The 21,350-nt window shown below is 68.5% G+C and carries 21 protein-coding genes; 11 read left to right on the top strand and 10 right to left on the bottom strand.

The genetic code is table 11. The annotated features are described in order from the left end of the window. Positions 1–13 precede the first annotated feature (13 nt). Entirely contained in the window at positions 14–1,495 is a 1,482-nt protein-coding gene (yczR, locus tag ACTAQI_RS19810) for a MocR-like transcription factor YczR (protein ID WP_457948143.1), read from the top strand. A gap of 103 nt (positions 1,496–1,598) precedes the next feature. Here yczR and ACTAQI_RS19805 read toward each other — a convergent pair whose 3' ends face one another. Then, positions 1,599–2,291, bottom strand: coding sequence for an SRPBCC domain-containing protein (locus ACTAQI_RS19805; protein ID WP_457948141.1), 693 nt, complete (start codon positions 2,289–2,291; stop codon positions 1,599–1,601). Continuing rightward, positions 2,288–2,926, bottom strand: a complete 639-nt coding sequence (locus tag ACTAQI_RS19800) for a helix-turn-helix domain-containing protein (protein ID WP_457948140.1) — start codon at positions 2,924–2,926, stop codon at positions 2,288–2,290. Before ACTAQI_RS19800 ends, ACTAQI_RS19805 begins: the two co-directional genes overlap by 4 nt. Positions 2,927–3,064: 138 nt before the next feature. Between ACTAQI_RS19800 and ACTAQI_RS19795 the strand changes: the two genes are divergently transcribed. Then, the gene (locus ACTAQI_RS19795) at positions 3,065–4,033 is read left to right on the top strand and encodes an RluA family pseudouridine synthase (protein WP_457951114.1); all 969 of its coding nucleotides are present in this window, start codon (positions 3,065–3,067) and stop codon (positions 4,031–4,033) included. Here ACTAQI_RS19795 and ACTAQI_RS19790 read toward each other — a convergent pair. After that, a complete protein-coding gene (locus tag ACTAQI_RS19790; RefSeq protein ID WP_457948139.1) occupies positions 4,005–4,535 on the bottom strand; it encodes an O-acetyl-ADP-ribose deacetylase in 531 nt (176 codons plus the stop codon). The genes ACTAQI_RS19795 and ACTAQI_RS19790 overlap by 29 nt on opposite strands. Before the next feature lie 34 nt (positions 4,536–4,569). Between ACTAQI_RS19790 and ACTAQI_RS19785 the strand changes: the two genes are divergently transcribed. Next, positions 4,570–5,193, top strand: a complete 624-nt coding sequence (locus tag ACTAQI_RS19785) for a DedA family protein (RefSeq protein WP_457948137.1) — start codon at positions 4,570–4,572, stop codon at positions 5,191–5,193. Here the strand turns inward: ACTAQI_RS19785 and ACTAQI_RS19780 are convergent. The 3 genes from ACTAQI_RS19780 to ACTAQI_RS19770 all read right to left on the bottom strand — a co-directional run bounded on the left by ACTAQI_RS19780 (position 5,190) and on the right by ACTAQI_RS19770 (position 9,076). Then, on the bottom strand, positions 5,190–5,495 hold the full coding sequence (locus ACTAQI_RS19780) for a hypothetical protein (RefSeq protein WP_457948136.1): 306 nt from the start codon (positions 5,493–5,495) through the stop codon (positions 5,190–5,192). The genes ACTAQI_RS19785 and ACTAQI_RS19780 overlap by 4 nt on opposite strands. A gap of 120 nt (positions 5,496–5,615) precedes the next feature. Then, entirely contained in the window at positions 5,616–8,423 is a 2,808-nt protein-coding gene (gene ppc / locus ACTAQI_RS19775) for a phosphoenolpyruvate carboxylase (protein WP_457948135.1), read from the bottom strand. Positions 8,424–8,536: 113 nt separating this feature from the next. Next, entirely contained in the window at positions 8,537–9,076 is a 540-nt protein-coding gene (locus ACTAQI_RS19770) for a hypothetical protein (protein ID WP_457948134.1), read from the bottom strand. 91 nt (positions 9,077–9,167) lie between these two features. On the opposite strand from ACTAQI_RS19770, the gene ACTAQI_RS19765 reads away from it, so the two are divergent. Further along, positions 9,168–10,010, top strand: coding sequence for a DUF1684 domain-containing protein (locus ACTAQI_RS19765; RefSeq protein WP_457948133.1), 843 nt, complete (start codon positions 9,168–9,170; stop codon positions 10,008–10,010). Here the strand turns inward: ACTAQI_RS19765 and ACTAQI_RS19760 are convergent. Together ACTAQI_RS19760 and ACTAQI_RS19755 are read right to left on the bottom strand one after the other, a co-directional pair. Next, the gene (locus ACTAQI_RS19760; RefSeq protein ID WP_457948132.1) at positions 10,007–11,212 is read right to left on the bottom strand and encodes an acyl-CoA dehydrogenase family protein; all 1,206 of its coding nucleotides are present in this window, start codon (positions 11,210–11,212) and stop codon (positions 10,007–10,009) included. The two genes, ACTAQI_RS19765 and ACTAQI_RS19760, sit on opposite strands and share 4 nt — an antisense overlap. Next, positions 11,209–12,003 carry a 3-hydroxyacyl-CoA dehydrogenase gene (locus ACTAQI_RS19755; RefSeq protein ID WP_457948130.1) on the bottom strand — a complete coding sequence of 265 codons (795 nt, stop codon included), beginning with the start codon at positions 12,001–12,003 and terminating at the stop codon, positions 11,209–11,211. Before ACTAQI_RS19755 ends, ACTAQI_RS19760 begins: the two co-directional genes overlap by 4 nt. Before the next feature lie 143 nt (positions 12,004–12,146). On the opposite strand from ACTAQI_RS19755, the gene ACTAQI_RS19750 reads away from it, so the two are divergent. Then, positions 12,147–13,436 (top strand): glycoside hydrolase family 76 protein, encoded by a 1,290-nt coding sequence (locus ACTAQI_RS19750; protein WP_457948129.1) that lies wholly within the window; start codon positions 12,147–12,149, stop codon positions 13,434–13,436. Here the strand turns inward: ACTAQI_RS19750 and ACTAQI_RS19745 are convergent. Next, positions 13,433–15,091, bottom strand: coding sequence for a glycoside hydrolase family 32 protein (locus ACTAQI_RS19745; protein WP_457948127.1), 1,659 nt, complete (start codon positions 15,089–15,091; stop codon positions 13,433–13,435). The two genes, ACTAQI_RS19750 and ACTAQI_RS19745, sit on opposite strands and share 4 nt — an antisense overlap. A 132-nt stretch (positions 15,092–15,223) precedes the next feature. Continuing rightward, on the bottom strand, positions 15,224–15,826 hold the full coding sequence (locus ACTAQI_RS19740) for a YdeI/OmpD-associated family protein (RefSeq protein ID WP_457948125.1): 603 nt from the start codon (positions 15,824–15,826) through the stop codon (positions 15,224–15,226). 111 nt (positions 15,827–15,937) lie between these two features. Between ACTAQI_RS19740 and ACTAQI_RS19735 the strand changes: the two genes are divergently transcribed. The 6 genes from ACTAQI_RS19735 to ACTAQI_RS19710 all read left to right on the top strand — a co-directional run bounded on the left by ACTAQI_RS19735 (position 15,938) and on the right by ACTAQI_RS19710 (position 21,320). After that, the gene (locus tag ACTAQI_RS19735; protein WP_457951113.1) at positions 15,938–16,711 is read left to right on the top strand and encodes a VOC family protein; all 774 of its coding nucleotides are present in this window, start codon (positions 15,938–15,940) and stop codon (positions 16,709–16,711) included. 9 nt (positions 16,712–16,720) lie between these two features. Continuing rightward, positions 16,721–17,260 carry an NUDIX hydrolase family protein gene (locus tag ACTAQI_RS19730; RefSeq protein WP_457948123.1) on the top strand — a complete coding sequence of 180 codons (540 nt, stop codon included), beginning with the start codon at positions 16,721–16,723 and terminating at the stop codon, positions 17,258–17,260. An 88-nt stretch (positions 17,261–17,348) separates the two neighbouring features. Continuing rightward, positions 17,349–18,380, top strand: a complete 1,032-nt coding sequence (locus ACTAQI_RS19725) for a DUF6707 family protein (RefSeq protein WP_457948121.1) — start codon at positions 17,349–17,351, stop codon at positions 18,378–18,380. A 72-nt stretch (positions 18,381–18,452) separates the two neighbouring features. After that, entirely contained in the window at positions 18,453–19,181 is a 729-nt protein-coding gene (locus ACTAQI_RS19720) for an SRPBCC family protein (protein ID WP_457948120.1), read from the top strand. A gap of 68 nt (positions 19,182–19,249) precedes the next feature. Further along, positions 19,250–20,536, top strand: a complete 1,287-nt coding sequence (tgt, locus tag ACTAQI_RS19715) for a tRNA guanosine(34) transglycosylase Tgt (RefSeq protein WP_457948118.1) — start codon at positions 19,250–19,252, stop codon at positions 20,534–20,536. A 34-nt stretch (positions 20,537–20,570) separates the two neighbouring features. Beyond that, positions 20,571–21,320 carry a dienelactone hydrolase family protein gene (locus ACTAQI_RS19710; protein WP_457948116.1) on the top strand — a complete coding sequence of 250 codons (750 nt, stop codon included), beginning with the start codon at positions 20,571–20,573 and terminating at the stop codon, positions 21,318–21,320. The last annotated feature ends 30 nt before the right edge of the window (positions 21,321–21,350 follow it).

Raw genomic sequence — 21,350 nt, 5'->3', positions numbered from 1 at the left:
AGATACTGGCTTTATGGCTGCCGCCCTTACCGCCCTCGCCTTGTCCCGGCTTTTGGGCCCGTGGAATACCGGAGCCGGGCCGGCGTACCGTGAACTGGCCGGCGTGGTGCGGCTGCTCATCCTGGATGGCCGAATCCCGCTTGATACAGCCCTGCCCAGCGAGCGTTCACTGTGCACAACCCTGGCTGTCAGCCGGACCACGGTCACCGCGGCGTATTCGAGCCTGCGGGAGCAGGGCTTCCTCAGCAGCGGGCAGGGCAGCCGCGGACGGACCCGCATCCCCGAGCTCACGCCCTTTGGCCGGTCGCTTTACGGGCCGCAGCCACAGGCCACCGGTCCGCTGACCGCCCCTGGACTGACCATTCCGGAAGGGCTGATCGACCTGGCCTACTCTGCGATGCCTGCCAGTGGCGAGGTAGTCCACCGCGCCTTCGCCGCGGCATTGACGGAGCTTCCCGCACTGCTGCCGGGCTTCGGATACGACGCACTGGGCCTGCCGCCACTGCGCCAGGCCATCGCCGACCGATATTCGGCCGCCGGCGTGCCCACTCAGGCAGGGCAGATCATGGTGACCTCCGGTGCACAGCATGCTCTGACCATCATCATCCGCACCCTGGCTGACCGGCAGGACCGTATCCTCGTTGAGCACCCCAGCTATCCCAACGCCCTGGACGCTGTCCTGGCAGCCCGCTGCAAGCCGGTCCCGGTACCCATCACCGAGTCCGGCTGGGACATGCCGGCACTGGAGTCCGCGCTGGCCCAGCAGCGGCCGAAGCTCGCCTACGTCGTCCCCGACTTCCACAATCCCACGGGCATGATCATGCCCGACGACCAGCGCCGCCGCCTGGTCCGGGCCGCTGCGGCAGCGGGGACCGTACTCGTGGCGGACGAGACCCTGCGGGAGCTGAACCTCGACGGCGTCGCCAGCACTCCCCTGGCTGGCTTCAGCAACGCCGTGGTATCGGTTGGATCGCTGAGCAAGTCGCACTGGGGTGGCCTGCGGACGGGGTGGATCCGGGCGTCGGAGTCCATGATCCAGCGGTTTGCCGCGGCGCGGACAACCCTGGACCTGGGCGGGCCCGTCATGGAGCAGCTTGCGGCCGCCCACCTGGTCCGGGCCTTGGATGAGCCCCTTCCGGCACTACTGGAGACGCTGCGCGGCAACCGGGCAGCACTCCTCGCCCTCCTGCAGGAACATTTGCCCGAATGGGAAGCAGCACGGCCCGCCGGCGGCCTCTCCGTCTGGTGCCGCCTTCCCGGACCCTTCAGCACCGCCCTGACCGTCATCGCGCCGGACTATGGCATCCGCCTGGCGGCCGGACCCCGGTTCGGAGTCGGCGGCGCGTTCGAACGCAACCTGCGGCTGCCCTTCACGCTCCCGCCAGACAAATTGGAGGCCGCAGTCCTGGCACTCCGGGCGGCCCAGGACAGGCTGGACGCCGCGCCCCAGCTGCGGCGCTCACTGACCCAGGCGCCCGCCGTCGCCATTGCCTGACCCGGGCCACCAAAATCGCCGGAGCTGTGCGTAACCGCCGGAAGAGTCGGTCCGGCGACCCCGCACCGTTCCGGCGATCGGGGCGCCAAACCGGAGTCCGGGGCTACGCGTACACGCGCTCCAGGAAGCCGCCCCACGCCGTGGCCGTGGCCTGGGAATCACCGGCGCTGCTGAAGTCGTGCACGGTCATGCCCACGGGAGCGCCGAAAGCGTTGCGGCCGAAGAACCGGTACAGGGCGTCCGGGGTGCGAAGGCCCAGGAAGTGCTCATTCGAGAAGTCCACTTCGCCCGTCAGCCGCCCCACCCCGGGGAGCTCCACATCCACCGCAGTGCCTTTCCCGGCCGAACCGACGCCCAATGCCTCGCGGAGCCGGGTGAAGCCGTCCGGGGCCTGGGATGCGGCGGGGGCCTGGACGTCGGTAAAGACGACTGGCCGGCCGTCGAAGTACTGCAGGTACTGGCCCAGCGTGTGCAGGTAGAACTCGGTGTGGCGGCTGGCGCCGTCGTACTGCTGGTCCCAGTTGTCCGCGAATATGCCGCTGTGGACGTAGTGGAGCCGGGCACGGCCGCCGTCGAGCGGCTCCAGCACGTGCTCCAGCTGGTTGAACCAGCCGTCCGGGCCCTCCATCCGGGACACCAGGTGGTGGGGATACTCCTCCACCGTCCTGACAGCCGGCCACTGGTCCGTGGGAAACATCCACGCCGGGGTTCCGGCGGTGACGGCTTCCCACACCCGCTCGGGGGTGCCGGGGAGCTCCGTGTCGTGGACGATCTCGAAGTCCCGCTTGTCATTCATTTGTCCTGCTCCTTGCCTGCTGTGGATTCGTTGGTTGCCTTGAGTGCACTGGCTTCTTTAAGTGCGGGGTGCAGCGCCACCACGAGCCGGTGCCGCCGGCCGCCCGCGGACGCGCCGCCGTCGTGGTACTTATCCACCAGCCGCGCGACCTCGACGCCAAGCTCCTCGGCGAACGCGGCCCTGTCGGCGGCGGTGCGGAAGGTGATGTCGCCGTCGATCGCGAAGGTGGCAAGTTTTTGGCTCGCAGCGGCGGCGCCGGCGATCAGCTTGCCCACCTCCTGCACCATCCGGCCCGCGAGCGCCAGCAGCCAAAACGCCGAGAAGCGGTCGGCGAACCGGCCCGGGTCCGGGGACACGGCGGCGAGCGCGGAAGGTGAGATGAGGTATGAGGCTGCCGTGGCCTGCAGGATGCGTTCGGTCACGTTGCCCTTGCGGCGTTCCTCCACCAGTTCCACCAGGCCGTGCCGCTCCAAGGCCTTGAGGTGGTAATTCACCTTTTGCCGTGGGAGGCCGACGCGCACCGCCAGCTGCGTGGCCGAGGCCGGCTGGGCCAGCTCCCGCAGGATGCGGGAGCGGATGGGATCCAGGGATACCTCGGCGGCGGCCGGGTCCTCGATGACTGCGATGTCCTGCATGCTTCCAGTGTGCCCACCGACAAATTTTGTTGTCAAGAACTTTTTTATCGTCGGATGGAGCGGCGCGGGCGCGGCGCGGGCACAGCAGGAAGCTGCAGGCGAAGGCCGGCCAAGAGCCCCCGGTAGAATGGACCGGTGATGCAATCCCCCCTCCCCGTGCGCGACGGCGTCAACGCCACCCGCCTGCGCCTCCCGGAGGAAGGCCCGTGGGACACCGCGATGGACTACATGATGCACCGGTGGGGCCACATCGATCCGCAGGGGATCGAGGACAGGTTCGACGCCGGCGAGATCGTTGGTGAAGGCGGCGTACCCCTGAGCCGGCACACCAAGCTCGAAGACCACACCTTCATCTGGTACTACCGCACGCTGCCGCCGGAAACGCGCCTGCCGGTGGACATCAGCATCCTGCACCAGGACGAACACCTGCTGGTGGTGGACAAACCGCATTTCCTGCCCACCACGCCGGGCGGCACCTACATCCAGGAATCGGCCCTTGTGCGCCTGCGGAACCAGCTGGACCTTCCGGACCTGATCCCCATGCACCGGCTGGACCGCATGACCGCGGGCGTCCTGCTCTTCTCCACCAACCCGCAGACGCGCGGCAAGTACCAGGTGCTTTTCGAGAAGCGGCAGGTGCAGAAGGAATACGAGTGCGTCTCGGCCGCCGAGCCAGCGCCGGGACACCCCGCCGTCGACTTTCCCGTGGTGGTCCGCAACCGGATGACCAAGTCCCGCAGCTACCTGCTGGCAGAGGTCATCGACGGCGAACCGAACGCGGAAACCAGGATTGAGCGGCTGGAAACGTTCGACGCCGGCACCTCCACACGTGCCGACGGCAGCACGGCCGCCACCCGCCTCGCCAGGTACCGGTTGGAACCGCACACCGGCAAGACCCACCAGCTCCGGGTCCACATGGCCTCGCTGGGACTGGGGATCGTCAACGACGCCTTTTACCCGGACCTGCTGGACAAGGCCCCGGATGACTACGCCAAACCGCTCCAGCTCCTGGCCCGCGGCATCAGGTTCGTGGATCCGATCTCCGGCACGCCCGTGGAGTACCGCAGCAGCCTGGAACTCAGCGAAGCGGTCCGAGCACGTCCTTGAACACTGCCTCCACTTCGGCGGTGTGCAGCACGAACTCCACCAGCTCCAGTCCGCTGGCCGGATGCGAGGCCCGGAAGCCCGTCACCGCGTCCAGCGCCGCCTGCGCGACGGCCGCTGCGCTCCACCCGTAGGCCCCGGCTCCCACCGCCGGGAAGGCAAGCGTGCCGGCCTCCAACGTGGCGGCCAGCCGCAGGCTTTCGCTGAAGCAGGACACCAGGAGGGCGCGGTTGGTCTGTCCCGCGTGGCGGTTTGGTCCCACCGTGTGGATCACCCAGCGTGCCGGCAGCCGGAAAGCCGGTGTTGCCACAGCGGCCCCGGTCTGGAGGCCATGCGGGAACTGGGTGGCACGCAGTTCCCGGCACACAGCCAGCAGTTCCGGCCCGGCAGCCCGGTGCAGCGCCCCGTCCACTCCCCCGCCGCCAAGCAGCGACGGGTTCGCGGCGTTCACCACCACGTCCACCCGCCGCTGCGTAATGTCACCCTGCAGAACCGAGATCCGCATGCCGCCAGTTTCCCAAGTGCGGTACCTTGTGGCAATGGACTTCGGCAGCGTTGACAGCTGGGGGACGGCCCTTTATTTCTGGGTCATCCCGGTGGTGATCGGCGACGCAATTTTTCCGCCCATCCCGTCGGAGATGCTGGTGATTACCGGCGGGGCACTGTCCGCGGACGGCCGGGCCAACGTGTTCCTGGTGCTGGTCCTGGCCGCCGTCGCCTCCTGGCTGGGAGACATGGTGGTGTTCCACCTTTTCCGCCGGCGGCTGAGCCATGTGCTGGACCGCTGGAAATGGGGCCGCCGCGTCCACGCCGGCATCCATTCCGCGCTGGCCAAGGCCGGCCGGTCGTCCACCTATGGGACCATCATCGGCGCCCGGTTCATCCCCGGCGGCCGGCTTGCCACATCCGCAGCGTCCGGCATCGCCAACGTCTCCGTCCGCGGCTTCAGTCTGTGCGCCGGGCTGGGGGCAGTCCTGTGGGCGTGCTGGCTGGTGGGACTGGGCTACTTCACCGGTTCGGCCACCAAGCTCCCGTTCTGGGCCAGCTCCCTCATCGGCGTGGCCGTTGGCCTGGTGATCGGCGCCGTCGTCGGCATCATCGTTACCCGGCGCCGCGGCGACCGGTCACCCGTGGAGGACGAGCCCGTCCCCGACGCAGGCTAGACGGGCAGCCACTTGCCGCGGCTGCGCCGCAGCACGCTGAGTGCACCCGTCAGCGCAACGCGTTCGACGGCGTCGCGCATCATCACTGCCGACTCCACCGCCTGGCGGTTCTCGCCGCTGTACTCGGTCGCCTCAACCAGGAAGCGCAGGTTCAGCTGCGGCACGCCGCCGGCGATCTGGAGCTGGTGCGCCTCCACGTGGTGCCGGGTGCCCAGGGCCTCGACGGCCGCGTCCATCACCGCCTCGGGCGGATTGCCCGGCCGCAGCCCGGTGATCTTGAGGCGGGTCTGGAAGGAAGGCATGCTTCCAACCCTATCCAAACCCCCGCTCACATCCTGCGCTTGAATCCGAAACGCCCGCTCACCTCCAGGGCTGGTGGTGAGCGGGCGTTCCATCAAAAACGGCCAAAAATGAGCGGGCGTCTAGCCGGTATTGCGGAGGCCTGCCGCCACGCCGTTCACGGTGATCAGCATGGCCCGCTGGAGGCGCTCGTCGATCTCGGCTCCGCTGATTTCCGCCTCGGTCCGGATGCGGCGCATCAGTTCAACCTGCAGGTAGCTGATGGGATCCAGGTACTGGTCGCGGATCTCCAGGGAACGCTTCAGCGTGGGCTGGGCGTCCAGGAGGATGTTCTCGCCGGTGAGCTTGCGGACCTCGGCCACCGTGAGCTCGTACTCATCCCGGATAGTGCGGAACAGGTGGTGCAGTTCCTCCGGGACCAGGGTGGACACGTAGTAGCCGGCGATGTCCATGTCCGTCTTGGCAAGGGTCATCTCCACGTTGGACAACACGGACCGGAAGAAGTTCCAGTGATCCATCATCTCCACCAGCTGGGCGGAGTGTCCGGCTTCCCGGGCAGCCTTCAGGCCGGAGCCCACACCGAACCAGCCGGGCACGATCTGCCGTGACTGCGTCCAGCCGAACACCCACGGGATGGCGCGCAGGCCGCCCAGTCCGGCACCGGAATCCGGCCGCTTGGACGGGCGGGAGCCGATGTTGAGCGAACCGAGCTGCTCCACCGGGGTTGAAGCCATGAAGTAGGCGGGCAGATCCGGGTGGTCGATCAGTTTCCGGTACCGGTCAAACGCGGCATCGGAGATGGCTTCCATGACGTGTCCGTACCGCTCCCGCTGGTCCTCGGAGGTCCGCGGGTTGCGATGCAGGGCCGAACCCTGCAGCACCGCAGCCAGCGACAGCTCCAGGTTTTCCCGGGCAAGCTCCGGCAGGGAGTACTTGTCGGAGATGACCTCGCCCTGTTCGGTGAATTTGATTTCACCTTCCAGGACGCCGTTGGGCTGGGCCAGGATGGCGTCGTAGGTGGGGCCGCCGCCGCGGCCCACGGAACCGCCGCGGCCGTGGAACAGGCGGACGCGGACGCCGTGCTTGGCGGCGACGTCGCGCAACTTGCGCTGGGTCTTGTGGATTTCCCACTGGCTGGTCATCACGCCGGATTCCTTGTTGGAGTCCGAGTAGCCCAGCATCACTTCCTGGATGTCGCCGCGCAGCCGCACCAGCTCCCGGTAGGAGGGATCGGACAGCAGCTGGTCGATGATCTCTGCCGAGGCCCGCAGCTCCTCCACCGTCTCCAGCAGCGGCGCGAAGCCGAGCTTGGCGTAGGGCTTGTCGCCGAAGAGGTTCACCAGGCCGGCCTCACGGGCCAGGACGGCGGCGGCCAGGACGTCATCGGCGCCGCGGGTCATGGAGATGATGTAGGTCTCGATGACGTCCGGGCCGTACATGCGCAGGGCCCGGCGGATCTCGCGGAAGACGTCGTAGGTACCGTCGGCGGCGCCTTCGAGCTTGATGGGGTGGCCTGACAGGGGACGCCTGGAGGCGAGCTCTGAGCCCAGCACCTCGAAGCGTTCCCTGCGGCTCAGCTCGGCGTAGCGCAGGCCGGGGCCGCCGATCCGGTCCATCAGTTGGCCCACGGCGTCGTGGTGGTGGTCCGCGTGTTCGCGGATGTCCAGGGTGGCCAGGTGCAGGCCGAAGGAGGCGATGGCGCGGCGGACGCGGGCCAGGGCGCCGTCCGCGGCCAGGGCCGCAGAGTGGTTCCGGAGCGAGAGCTCAAGCAAATGCAGGTCCGCCAGGAGTTCCTCGGTTCCGCTGTAGTCCCGGCCGTGCTCGTGGTTGGTGTTCGCAGCCACCCGCTTGCCCGTATTGATGAGCTTGGCCTTGATGCAAGTGAGCTTCAGCCGGTACGGCTCCTGGGCGTTCAGCTCCAGGACGCGCTTGTCCAGGCCGGGCAGCTTCTTCAGGTCCTCATCAATGGACTCAAGGAGGGATTGGTCCGCGCCTGCCAGCGCCGTGGAGTTGGACAGGATGGAAATCAGCTCATCGATCATGCCGATGCTGATCCGGATGGCGCTCTGGTTCTGGATCTGCAGGATTTCGCGGGTTACGGCGGCGGTGACGTTCGGGTTGCCGTCGCGGTCACCGCCGATCCAGGAGCCGAACCGGATAGGGGCGTCCTTGGAGGCGAGGGTGACGCCGTGCTCGCCCAGCAGCTCGGAGAGTTCGGACAGCATTTCCGGCATGGCGTCGGTGAGGATGCCACCCAGGTAGTAGATGGCGTTCCTGGCTTCATCCACAGGGGTGGGCCGGACCTGGCGGAGTTCGTCGGTCTGCCACATCTGGTCGATGATTTCAGCCAGCTGCCGGTCCTGCCGGCGCCGGGCAGTGGACCCTTCGGCAGTGGACTGGGACAGGACGTCGGAGAGCTTGCGGATCTTGTCCAGGACGGAGCGGCGGGACGCCTCGGTGGGGTGGGCGGTGAAGATGGGCCGCACGTCCAGCCCGTTGACCACTTCCTGCAGCACGTCCGGGCCGGCCTGCGCGGCAATGTCCGCCACGGTCTTGGCCAGCCAGCCGTCCTTTTCGGCACGGGTCCGCAGACCGCGGACCCGGTGCACCTGCTCGGCGGCGTTGGCCAGGTGGAAGTAGAACGCAAAGGCACGCACCAGGTCGGTTGCCTGCTCGATGGGCAGGGAGCCGAGCATTTCGCGGACCTGGGCAACGACGTCGTGCGCGCTCCAGGGCCCCGTGGCGTGCGCACCGCCACGTGCTGCTTCCTTGGATTCCTTGGTCAGGAGCCTGACCTGCTCCACGAGGTCCAGGAGCTCCGGTCCGTGCTGGCGGACCAGCGATTCGCCCAGCAGCGTGGAAACACGCCGGACGTCCGCGCGCAGTTCGGAGGCAAGATCGGTCTCGGGAGGTGTTGCAGTGTGAGCCATTGAAACAATCTTTCGACGGATTTGGACTTGGCCCGTACACTGCGCTGGATACTGTGAGCCACGTTACTAGCTAAAGATGCTACCCCCGGACCGGCGGCTCAGTGGAATCCGTCTCACAAGATGTCGCGGTACCCCACGTGGCGTTTCACGGCGTCCAGCTCCGCCCGGAGCTTTTCCACCTCGCCCTGCCAGCCGGCAGCCTCGGCCTTCCGACGGCGGGCCCTCCCGCCCTGCACAACGGCGGCTGCCAGCGCCACCGGCACCGAAACGGCCAGTGCCCAGCCGGCCGCGGCGAAGAAGTCCAGCGCCACGGGCAGCGCGGCACGGAAGTCGATAAAGTCGTTGACCCCGCCGGCCATGCCCGCCATGGCTGTGTCGAGGGGCTCCAGGAACTGGCCCACCACGGGGGCCCCGGACAGCGTGGGCGGTGCGAGCTTGGCCTGCGCGTCCCCGCCCCAGCGCCCGTCGGCCAGGTGGTTCAGGACGTAGACGCCCGCGCCGACGTTTGCTGCCATGAAGACGACGACGGCGGTGAGCGCGGCGAGGTCTGCACGCCGGCTGCGCCAGAGCAGCACACTCGCGCCGGCGAGCACCGCCGCCAGCCAGGTGAGGGCTGCCAGCCACTCCCGATTCACTCCGCTAAGGATGTCCACCCACCCATTCAACCCCGGCGTGACGTCCGTCAGGCGGAATGAACGGGCCTGGCCGGCGGTTGTAGCGGGGGCAACGCAACCGGAAGGAACCATGGCCACCACCGCAGCCGCTACTGCCCCAGCCGCCAAAGTCGAGCGCTGGCAGCGCTTCCGCGCCAACCGTGACAAGGCCCTGGCAACGCCTCACGGCTGGCTCACCCTCACCTCCTTCCAGTGGCTCGAGGACTCCCGCGCCGCCGTCGACCTGGTCCCTGGCCTATGGTCCACGGACGGCACGGGCACGACGGCGTTCCTCACCGCGGTCCCGGCGGACGGGCTCACCCTGGTGGAGACCGGGGAAACGGTGGACGGCACTGTCTCCGCCGTCCTGGCGGACGAGGAGTCGCTGATGTGGGTGCAGTTCGGCGGCCCCAACGGGGACCAGGTGGTGGTGGAACTGGCCATGCGCGGCGGGCGGTACGCCATCCGCACCCGGGACTCGTCGTCGCCGGTGTTCACAGACTTCGACGGCGTGCCCACCTATCCCTACAACCCCGATTGGGAGGTGACGGGCCGCTTCGAGCCCTACCCGGAACCGGTGGACGTACCGATCGGCACCGCGAACCCGCTGGTGGACCGTTTGCACCGCAGCGTGGGTGAGGTGGTGTTCAGCCGCCCGGGCAGCGGCCACGAGTTCCGGCTCCAGGCGGAGGAGGAGAAGCTGGGCGCCCTGACCGTCACCTTCCACGACGAGACCAACGGCGACACCACCGATGACTGGCGGAAGCTCCAGCTGCCCAGACCCCGCCCGGACGGCTCGGTGATACTGGATTTCAACCGGGCCATCAACTACCCCAGCGCCTTCACCCCCTACGGCACCTGCCCCATGCCGGTGAAGAACAACAGCCTGGACATCCGGGTGGAGGCGGGCGAGAAAGAACCGTATCCCGCCTAGGAAATGGCTGAAATTCCGGTGATGGCCCGGCCCACGATCAGGGTGTTGACCTCGAACGAGCCCTCGTAGGTGTAAATGGCTTCGGCGTCGGCGAAGATCTTGGCCATCCGGTAATCGGTGACGATCCCGTTCCCGCCCAGGATGGACCGGCCCAGCGCCACGGTTTCGCGCATGCGGGCACTGATGTAGGACTTTGCCAGCGCCACTTGTGGCATGCCGGCGGCACCCTGGTCCTGCAGCCTGGCGATCCCAACCATCATGGCCATGCTGGCCACCGCGTTGCCCAGCATGGTCACCAGCTGTTGCTGGATGAGCTGGAAGTGGGCCAGCGGGCGGCCGAACTGGTGGCGTTCCACGGCGTACTGCCGGGCAACGTCGAACGCCGCCAGCTGCTGGCCCACCGCCTGCCAGGCCACCATGATCCGTGAGCTGCGGAGCAGTTCCTTGGTGTCCTCGAAGCTGCTGATCCCGCCGAAGCGGTCGGCCTCGGCAACCCTCACGTCCTTGAACACGATGTCCGCGTTCTGGACAGTGCGCAGGGCGATCTTGTTCTCGATCCTGCTCCGGCTGACCCCCGGCAGGGTGGCGTCCACGATGAAGCCCCGCACGGAGCCGTCCGATTCGTCCCTGGCCCACACCAGCATGTAGTCGCAGAACGTCCCGTTCCCGATCCACCGCTTGGCACCGGTGAGCACCCAGGTGTCGCCGTCGTCGTCCGCTTCTCCTGTGCGGGACGAAATGCGCCGGGCCCGCGTCTCCATCCCGCCCGCTACGTCGGATCCGTGCAGGGGTTCGGTGAGGGCGAATGCGCCGGTGGTGCGCAGCTCGGAAGCGTCGGCCAGCAGCCGCTGCTTCTGGTCCTCGCTGCCGAACGTGTGCAGGGACTCGACGAAGAGGTCATGGTGGACCAGGAAGAACGTGGCGAGGGAGGTGTCCACCCGGGTCATCTCCGCGATCACCAGCCCCGCGAACAGGTGGCTGTAACCGCGGTGCGCCGGGGTACTCAGTTCCAGGGCGGCCAGCTTGGGCAGGATGTGGGCCGGGAACTCGGCCTTGTTCCACCAGTCCGCGGCATGGGGCGCCACCTCGGCTGCCAGGAAGTCCCGGAGTTCTGCCAGCTTGTTCCGTTCGGCCTGGCCCAGCATTGCTTCGACCTCGAAAAAGTCGGCCGCCGGCAGCTGCGACACGTCCGGCACGCTCATTTCGGGCCCATCCGGATGGCGCCGTCAAGGCGGATGGTCTCGCCGTTCAGCATGGCGTTGTCTACGATGTGCGCCACCAGGTTGGCGTATTCCGCTGGCCTGCCCAGCCGGGAGGGGTGCGGAACCTGGGCGCCCAGGGAGTCCTGCGCCTCCTGCGGCAGGCCCGCCATCATGGGAGTCTCGAAGATGCCAGGGGCGATGGTGACCACGCGGACCAGCGAGCGCGCGAGCTCCCGGGCGATGGGCAGTGTCATGGCGGCCACGGCGCCCTTTGATGCGGAGTACGCCGGCTGGCCGATCTGCCCGTCGAAAGCCGCCACGGAGGCGGTGTTGATGATGACGCCGCGTTCCGGGCCACCCAGCTCCGTGACGGCGGGCTCGGTGGCCACCATCGCCTCGGCCGCCAGCCGCAGGACGTTGAAGGTGCCGATCAGGTTGACCTGGATGACGCGGCTGAAGGCTTCCAGGGGCAGCACCCCGTCGCGTCCCAGCACCTTGCCGGGGGTGGCAATCCCGGCGCAGTTCACCACGATCCGCAGCGGCCCCATCCCCGCGGCGGTTCCGACGGCGGCCCGGACGTCAGTCTCGCTGGTCACGTCCGCTGGGGCAAAGGCGGCGGACTGCCCGGCCTGGGCGCGGCCATTGAGTTCATCTGCCGCTGCCTGCCCGTTCGAGGACGGGAGGTCTACGAGTACGACTGAAGCGCCGGCGTCGAACAATCTCTGCGCTGTGGCGGCTCCCAGCCCGGAGGCACCGCCTGTCACCAGTGCGACGCTGCCTTTGATGTCCATACATCCTCCTTGATGCGTGTCCCCATGCCGCGGCGCGGCCTCGAGCAAAAGTTAATGAATGTTAACTGAAATCCGGCGCCGCCGCACTCTGCCGCGCTTCCAGGTGCGCTCCCGGCACCGGCGGCACGGTTAGGGTGGACGGCATGACGTCCAGCAGCACCCCTTTGACCACCTGGCAGGACAGGGCGAACCACGCGGCCCAGTCAGCGACGGCCCTGTTCGGCCGGAAGCTGCTGTTCCTGCCCGGAACCCATTTGGGCGCCGTGCTGTGGCAGGGCAAGCACCCGGCAGGGCAGGGCGGACCCTCGGCGTCGGAGCAGGGCCAGGAACCGGGCAGCCAGCCCCCGGCACGGTGGCTCGCCGCGCTCCGCCGGGTACGGCCCGCGGCCGCGCTGGTCCTGCCGTGGCACTACTGGTGGCAGGCCCATTACGTGGACTGCCTGGTGGACACCGGCCGGCGGGAGCTGGGCGGTGGAGCCACCCCTGCAGCCCGCTTCAACGGCCCGGACCGGCCCAGCGCCGGGCACCTGGCCTCACGGCTGGTCACCGGAATCAGGCTCCGCAACGCCCTGACCTTCGTGAACAGCTACTACGACGACATGGCGTGGCTTGCGCTGGCAACCCTCCGGCTGGACAGGCTGGCCGAGGAGACGCGGCGTCCTGGCCGCCGCCGCAACGCGGTGGTCCGTGCGTCCCTGGCGCTGCAGTTCGACGCCGCGTGCACCGCCGACCTGGGCGGCGGCACGTTCTGGAGCAAGAAAAGGGACTTCAAGAACACCCCCGCCACCGCACCGGTGGCCCTGTTCTATGCCCGCACCGGCCAGCACGCCAAGGCCCAGGCCCTGCTGGACTGGCTTGACGCCACCCTCTTCGACCCGGACCAGGCCCTGTACCTGGACGGCGCACGCCTGAATCCGGCCGGCGAGGTGGTGCTGGAGCGGGCGGTGTACACCTACAACCAGGGCCCGGTGCTGGGTGCGCTCCTGGAACTGGGCGGCGAGGCGAACCTGGCACGGGCGGTTGCGCTGGTGGAAGCGGTCGACAGGAAGCTCACCGTTCCGGACAGCTCCGTGCTCCGCTGTGAAGGAACGGGCGACGGCGGCCTCTTCACCGGGATCCTCTGCCGCTACCTGGCGCTCGCGGCAGCGGACCGCCGGCTTCCCGGGGCAACCCGCGCCACGGCGGCCCGGCTGGTGACGGACACTGCGGAGGCGTTCTGGTCCGGCCGCCGCTCCGTGGAACCGAAAGAAGGCCGGTCAAGGCTGGAGGGCAGGAGCATCTTCTCGCTGCACGCCGCGAAACCTGCCGCTGCCACGTATCCGCCGGGCGCCGCCGTCGAACTCTCCACCCAGCTCCAGGCGTGGATGACGCTGGAAGCCGCGGCGGCCGTCGCCGCGGCACTTCCCGGCGGCACTCCCCCGGCTGCTGCTTAGCGGATGCCGGCCAGCGGGGTAACGGTGCCGGCCCTGAGCGCGACCGGGCCGTGGGCCGTCAGGCGGACCTCCTTGTGGCCTGGGGGAGGGAACACCAGGGACGTCAGGGCCTGTCCGGCCACGAAGACCTCAATGGATGACCGGTCCACGTAGGCGGTCAGGCGCACGGTGTCCCCGGCCGGCCTGGCGTCCACGGAACGGAGCGCGCGGTACTCCCCCAGCCCTTCCGGACCATCTGCCTCGCGGTTGCCGCCGGCCACCGCGTCGCCGTCGCGGGCCACAAAGGCCCGGCCGGCAGCGAAGTCGTAGCCGATGGTTGCGTACGTTGCGCCCCCGCTTTGCAGCAGCAGCCGCGCCTCGCCGGTCCCGTCCGCGGGCCTTTCCAGCTCGACGTCGGCCTTGAATGCGCCGCTGTCCGGAACCGGCAGTGTGGCCCCGTCCCCGATGCTGCCGCCCGCCAGCTGCGCCGGCTCCCCTTCCAGTGACTGGAGCGCTGCGGTGGGTGCGGATACCAACGCAGGCCGCCCGCCGTCGGACGTGAGCCGGATGTCCCGCACCACCGAGGCGGCCCCCTGCCAACCGTCAGTGGGCAAGTGCCGGGCGTAGGCCCAGTTGTTCATCCAGCCGATGGCATGCCGCGAAGCCTTCCGCTGGCCGTCATCCAGCCGCGGGTCATCCCACGTGACGGCCGCGTAGAAGTCGGAGCCGCCGTCGAGCCACTGGTGGCCGCCATCGGCGGTGAAGGCCCTGCCGTCAAAGCTGCCGGTCCAGTAGGCAAGGCCGGTGGTGCGTCCCTCCGCCGTTCCGTTGGCGCTCGCGGCCAGGACCCAGGTGCGTTTGGCGGGGTCGCCGTCGAGGTCCAGCTGGAAGAAGTCCGGGCACTCCAAAATCCCCAGTCCGTCCTGTTCAAACCCCGAAACGTAGGTCCACTGCTTTAGGTCCGGGGAGGTGTAGAAGCCGATCTTGTGGCCTTCGGCGAGCAGCATCAGCCATTGATGGTTGGCCTCGTCCCGCACAATCCGCGGGTCCCGCCAGTGCCCGGCGCCGGGATTCTCCATCACCGGGTTCTGCCCGTAGCTTTGGAAGCTGTAGCCCTTGTCCGTGGAGAAGAACAGGGATTGGCGTTGGACGCCGTCGTGCTGCTGGGTGAGGACGGCGATCACGGCGCCCTTGCCGAACCCGGCCGTCCCCTCCGTGTCCACCACCGCGGACCCGGTCTCGATGTCACCCAGGCCGTTGCGGAATTTGGGGATGGCCACGCCCTGGTTCTTCCAGTGCACCAGGTCCGTGCTGGTGGCGTGGAACCATTCCGTGCCGTTCCCTTCCGGGTAGTCGGCGTTGTAGAGGTAGTAGTAGTGCCACAGCCCGTCCAGGAAGAAGGGCCGCTGCGGATCGTTCATCCAGTGCTGGTCCGGGGTGAGGTGGTACGCGGGCCGGAAGCCGGTATCCTCCGCGGGGGCAGCTTCCGTGGGCGCGGCCGTTGGCTGTCCTGCTCCCGGCCGGCTTTCGTCATGCCGGGCGTTTGCCGCGAGCACCAGCGAACCGGCCACCACCAGCACAACCACGGCTGCCGCGATCCACAGGAGGGACGTGCGCCGAAGGAGGGGCCGGCGCCGAAGGACGGCAAGAACTGTTCCCGGAAGTGTGGGGGGCATGGAGGTGTCGATCCGTCGCTGAAAGCACAAGTGCCGTCCCCCGGGTTCGGGGAACGGCACCAGCGCAAGTGAACCGTCAATTTTACCGGCCGGGCCGCCGGGGACCGAATCGCGCGCGTCATACAGCCGGGGCTAGTCCTGCCCTGCCGCACGTTTCTTCTGCGGAAACGGCGTCTCGCCGCGCGCCAGCATGTCCACGAACCCGGCGATCCTGCGCTCCCGGGTGGCCGCCTGCCTGGCCGAATTGGTGCGGAACACCAGGGCGAAAAGGTTGGTCCTGGTAAGGACATCGAACGTGGCCTGCGCCGCCGGGTTCGCGGCGATGGCGGCCGCGAGGTCCGCCGGGACCTCCACATCGGCCTGCCCGCCATAGGCCGCGTCCCAGCGGCCGTCAGCCTTGGCAGCCTCCACTGCCGCCCTGCCGGCGTCGGCCATCTTTCCTTCTTCTTCCAGCCGCGCGATGTGCCCCACATTCCGGGCGGACCAGATGCTGCGGGGACGCCGCGGCGTCATCCGCTGGAAGGTGCTTTGGTCGTCCCGGCGCCGGAGCTGGCCGTCGATCCAGCCAAAGCACAGGGCCTCGTCCAGCGCCGCAGGGTAATCCAGGCCGGTGACGTTGCCGCCCTTTTTATGCAGGACCAGCCACACGCCCGGGCTGGTCCCGTGGTTCTCTTCCAGCCATGCACGCCAGGCAGCAGCGTCCGGCAACAGCAGTTCCTCGAGGTCATCCGCCATGGCCTAATTCTGCCTGTGGAAGGCCGCGCCACAAACCCCGTGTGCGCCGGCGCTTCCGGTGGCATCATGGCCATACAGCAGCACACACCATCCATGACCAAGGACAATGCCATGCTCCGAGTCCGCCCCGTCCACTTCACGTCCCGCACCGAGTCCTGGAAGCAGCTCCTCACCGCCCTGGGGATGGTGCAAACAGAGGACGACGGCGGGTGGCAGGTCTTCGACTCCGCGTCCGGCCGCCTGGCGCTGCACGGCACGGAGGCTGGCTCCGGCCAGGACGGCCGCACCGTGTTTGCCGTTGAGGTGGGTGACGTGGCGGAGTTCGCCCGCAGAACCAACCTGTCAGCCCGGGGGGAAGGGACACAGGAGGACGGGATTCAGGCGGACGGGCAGCCGCCGGAAGGAGCGCAGCCCGCCGAACTTGTCACGGCGGACCACGGCGAGGCCTGCCGGATCACTGCCCCCGACGGGTTCAGCTTCCTGGCGGACAAGGCTTCCCACACCGCGCAGTGCGCGGACGCCGACCCCGCCCTCACCGTCGCCGCCGTCTGGTACTCGGCGGACCCGGAGGCGGCCATCCGCACCCTGCAGCATGTGGGCGCGCGCCCGCGTCCCGTGCCGGACAACGACGAAACCGCAGACTTCACGGCCAAAAACGGGGGCGTCCTCCTGGTGCGCCCTGCTTCGGGGCCGTCGCGCTCAGGCCTGGGCTTCGAATACGGCGGCGGCCTGGAACCGCTGCAGGAGCGCCTCACCGCCGCCGGCTTCGCCGCCAGCCTGACTGAGGAGGCCTTTGGGAGCACCCTGCACGTGGCCAATCCTGACGCCGGCAGCCCCAACGCGCCCGCCACGGTGTGGATCTCCCAGCGGCGCCCCATGGGGTAGAACTTAACCATGAACGTGCGCACACCTGACCCGAATCCCGGCTGGCTCTCTGAAGAAGACCTTTTTGAGGCGCGGGGGCGGCTGCCCATGGTGTACGTCGAGGCAGTGCCGGTCAGGCTGGATCCGCTGGGCTACGTCAACGAGGTGGGAACACTGCTGCAGGCGGACGCGGACGGGACCATGGTGCGCTCCCTCGTTTCCGGCCGGGTCATCTACCGCGAAACCATCCGCGCCGCCCTGCTGCGGCACATGGAAAAGGACCTGGGTCCCCTGGCCTTTCCGCAGCTGCCGCTCAGCCCCGTGCCATTCACGGTGGCCGAATACTTCCCGGCACCGTCCCAGACGGGGTTCACCGACGAGCGGCAACACGCCGTGGCCCTGGCCTACGTCATCCCGGTCACGGGCGAATGCGAACCCCGCCAGGACGCCCTGGAACTGACATGGATGACCCCGGAGGAAGTCCTCAGCCCGGGCGTCCAGATGGAGTTCGCGGGCGGCCGCGGCGGCCTCATCCGGCAGGCCCTGGCGTTCGCAGGTGTGGGCTTCTGACAACCCCGCCGGGACGTGGGGGTCCCCGGTTTTAGGCACCCGCCTTTGTAGACTGTAGGGCGGACCGCAAGAGAACTTAAGGACTCCCATGACCGAATCACCAGCCGCCAGGCACCACCGTGAACAGCAGGCTGGATCTCTGACCACCGGCAGCCACATCCTCCTCCCCGACGGCCGGCGCACTGCCGAAATCGACCAGGTGGAGCTTGAGCACGACGACTTCGGCTCCCCCGCACTGGTACTGGCCAGCCTCTCCGGCGGCGGAACACTGCGGGTGGCCATCGGCACCATGGTCACGGTGGTGGACGGAGCGCACGACGACGTCACCCAGCTTCCGCTGCCGGCGGACCTTCCAGAGGCCGCACCACCGGCGGCAACCCTGACGCCCCAGCCCGGCGCGCAGGAGCAGCCCGGCGCCGGGACCGGTCCCCTCAACGTGGCGCCCGCCGTCGTCGTCCCTCCCCTCCCGCCGGCGCCGCCTGCAGCGACAGGGCCCAGCGAGGAGGAACTGGCCCTCATCCCGGCGCCGGCCGGCACCCCCGAATCAGTGGTGGAGGCCGCCGCGGAGGCGCACCCGGATGCGGAGGGCGTCCTGCTCCTGGCCGACAGGCTCTCCAAGGGCGTCAACTTCAAATCCGGCAGCTGCCTGAAGGACCTCAGCGACCTGGCGCACGAACTGTTCATCACCCTCAAGGACGCCGACGGCGCGTTGTCGGTGGCGGACCTGATCACAGTGCTGCCCTACGACGGAAACCCGGGCCGGTGGACCTCGGTGGAGGCCTCCCTGGCGCTGGCCAGCTACATCTGCCGGCAGGACGGGCAGGGCGAACGCGCCGAGGTCTACGAGAAACTGATCCGCACCCCGGAAAACCAGGAAACGGACCCGTTCAAGGCGCGCATGGCGGCCAAGGTGCGGCAGCGCTCGCTCAACGAGCCCAACCTGTACGACAAGGAAATTTTCCGCTCCATCGACAACTCCAACCACGACGCCGAGCGTGAATGGCGGCTGCTGCGGCTGGAATCCCTGCTGTTCCTGCGGGCGCACGGCGGCTCGGAAACCATCGGGACGTCTGAACTGGAACGGCGCATCAGCAACGAGCTGGAGGCGGTCCGCGCCTGAGCATTGGAGCGGCGCCGGGGCGGGGGAAATTACCCCTACCCGGGGCGTAGCCGGAGTTGTACATTCGGGGCTATGACCAACAATCTCAGCGTAGTGATCAACGCCGACGCGCCGCAGGTCTGGACCATGCTGCGTGAACCGTCCAGGGTGGCCCAGTGGCATGGCTGGCAGGCCGAGGACCTGGAGTCCGAGATCAAGGAGATCTATTTCTCCAGCGATGTGCAGGAAGCCCCTGACCACACCAGCCTCACGGTGCACGGCGGGGATACGTTTGAGCTCCACCCTGAGGCCGGCGGAACCCGGGTCAGCGTCACCCGCGGGGCGGTGGACCACGACTCCGAGTGGGCTGCCTGGGACGAGGACATCACGCAGGGCTGGCTGACCTTCCTGCAGCAGCTCCGCTTCGCCCTGGAACGCCACCCGCACGGCAAGCGGCACACCCTGTTCCTGCACCTGACAGAGGGCAAGGGCTCCGCGATCGAGAAGCTGGGGCTCTCTGACCTCCCTGCCCCTGGCGAGCCGTACCAGGTGACACTGGACACCGGTGAGGAGGTCAGCGGCAAGGTCTGGTACCGGACCAGCCACCAGGTGGGGCTCACGGTGCACGGCTACGCGGAACACGGCGAGGGAATGCTGGTGGTGGCCGACCATCCCGCCATCAAGGACGTCCGGGCGGAGGGTGAAGGTTCGCTGGTCATCGCTTCAACCTACGATCTGGGCGCCGGCAAGCTCGGCGCCATCCGCTCGTCCTGGGATTCCTGGCGGTCCGCGAACTACCCGGAGTCCGAACCCGTCAGCTGACGCCCTGGCTTGTTCTGACCGCGCTGCTGGTTTGTTGAGGCAGTGCCAATTGCTGGCACACTGGTACGGTGTCAGCCAACCCCGCCTTCGCCCTGCCTGAAACCCGATCACAGTTCTCCTTCACGGTAGGCACCCGCCTGACGGAATCCTGCCCGCCGCCGGCAGCGCAGGTAGCGGAAAACGACGGGGAATTCCTGGGCCGCACCGGCACCATCGCCACCCCGCACGGTGAGATCCAGACGCCGGCCTTCATCGCCGTCGGAACCAAGGCCACTGTGAAGGCCGTGCTTCCGGAATCCATGGCGGACCTGGGCGCGCAGGCACTTCTGGCCAACGCCTACCACCTGTACCTGCAGCCAGGCCCGGACATCCTGGACGAGGCAGGCGGGCTGGGTGCCTTCATGAACTGGTCCGGCCCCACCTTTACGGACTCCGGCGGATTCCAGGTGATGAGCCTGGGCTCGGGGTTCAAGAAGGTCATCGACATGAAGTCGGTGGACGCGTCGGGCCCGGATGACGCCGTGGCCCCCGGCAAGGAGCGCCTGGCGCACATCGACGACGACGGCGTCTGGTTCAAGTCCCACCTGAACGGGGACCGCCACCGCTTCTCCCCGGAGATCTCCATGCGGGTCCAGCACCAGATCGGCGCGGACATCATGTTCGCCTTCGACGAGCTCACCACGCTGCAGAACTCCCGGCGCTACCAGGAGGAGTCCCTGGAACGCACCCGGCTGTGGGCGGAGCGGTGTCTTGAGGAGCATTTCCGCCTGACGGAGGAACGGGCGGGCAAGCCGTACCAGGCGCTGTTCGGCGTGATCCAGGGCGCCCAGTACGAGGACCTGCGCCGGAAGGCCTGCCGCGACCTCGGCGCCATGCCGTTCGACGGGTTCGGCATTGGCGGGGCGCTGGAGAAAGAGAACCTGGGCACCATTGTCCGCTGGTGCAACGAGGAACTGCCGGAGGACAAGCCGCGGCACCTGCTGGGCATCTCCGAGCCGGACGACATCTTCACGGCCATCGAGAACGGAGCCGACACGTTCGACTGTGTCTCCCCCACCCGCGTGGCCCGGAACTCGGCCTTCTACACCCCCTACGGCCGGTTCAACCTTTCCGGCGCCAAGTACAAACGCGATTTCGGGCCCCTGCAGGAAGGCTGCGACTGCTACGCCTGCGCCAACTACTCGCGGGCGTACATCCACCACCTGTTCAAGGCCAAGGAGATGGTGTCCGCCACCCTGATCTCCATCCACAACGAGCGGTTCGTGGTGAAGATGGTGGACGATGCCCGGCTGGCCATCGAGTCCGGCACCTTCTTCGATTTCAAGGCCGAAACCCTGGGCCGGTACTACTCCTAGGCCTGCCATCAGGGTGCTCCGGTAGGGTGGCCCCATGCCCATCGAGATCACTGCCGCAGAAGGCACCGCAGAGGCCCTGGTGGCCCGCCCGTCCACCGGAACCGGTCCGTTCCCCGGCGTCATCCTCTACATGGACGCGTTCGGCCTGCGCCCCCGCATCCAGGAGATGGCCCAGCGCATCGCCGACTGGGGCTACGTGGTGCTGGCGCCGAACGTTTTCTACCGTGAAGGAACGGCCGCCGAGCTTGCCCCGGCAGGTGACATGTCCACCCAGGAAGGCAGGGAAGCCGCCGGAAAGGCCGCCTTCCCGCGCGTTGGCAGGCTGACACCGGACAAGGCCCTTCCGGATATCGATGCGTGGGTTTCCGCCCTGGCAGCGCTTGACGGTGTGGCGCTGGGTCCCATCGGCACCACCGGTTACTGCATGGGCGCCCGGCTCGCTGTCCGCACCGCCACCTCGCACCCGGACGTGGTGGCAGCGTGCGGCGGCTTCCACGGCGGCGGCCTGGCCACGGACGAGCCGGACAGCCCTCATCTGGGGCTGGGGAAGGCGCGGGCACGGTTCGTCTTTGGCCACGCCGACCACGACCGGAGCATGGCTCCCGACGCCGTGGCCCGCCTGGGCGAAGCGCTCAAGGACGCGGGACTTGAGGCATCCAACGAAATCTACGAAGGGGCGCCGCACGGCTACACCATGGCGGACACCTCGGCCTTCCACCCCGAAGCCACCGAGCGGCACTTCCAGGAGCTGCGGGCCTTGCTGGACGGGACGCTGAAGGCCTAAGCCGGCGCTCCGCCGTCGAACTCGCCGGAA

The organism is Pseudarthrobacter sp. alpha12b, assembly GCF_054130495.1.
The sequence above is the reverse complement of the archived record's forward strand: the minus strand, read 5'-3'. Positions and strand labels throughout refer to the sequence as shown.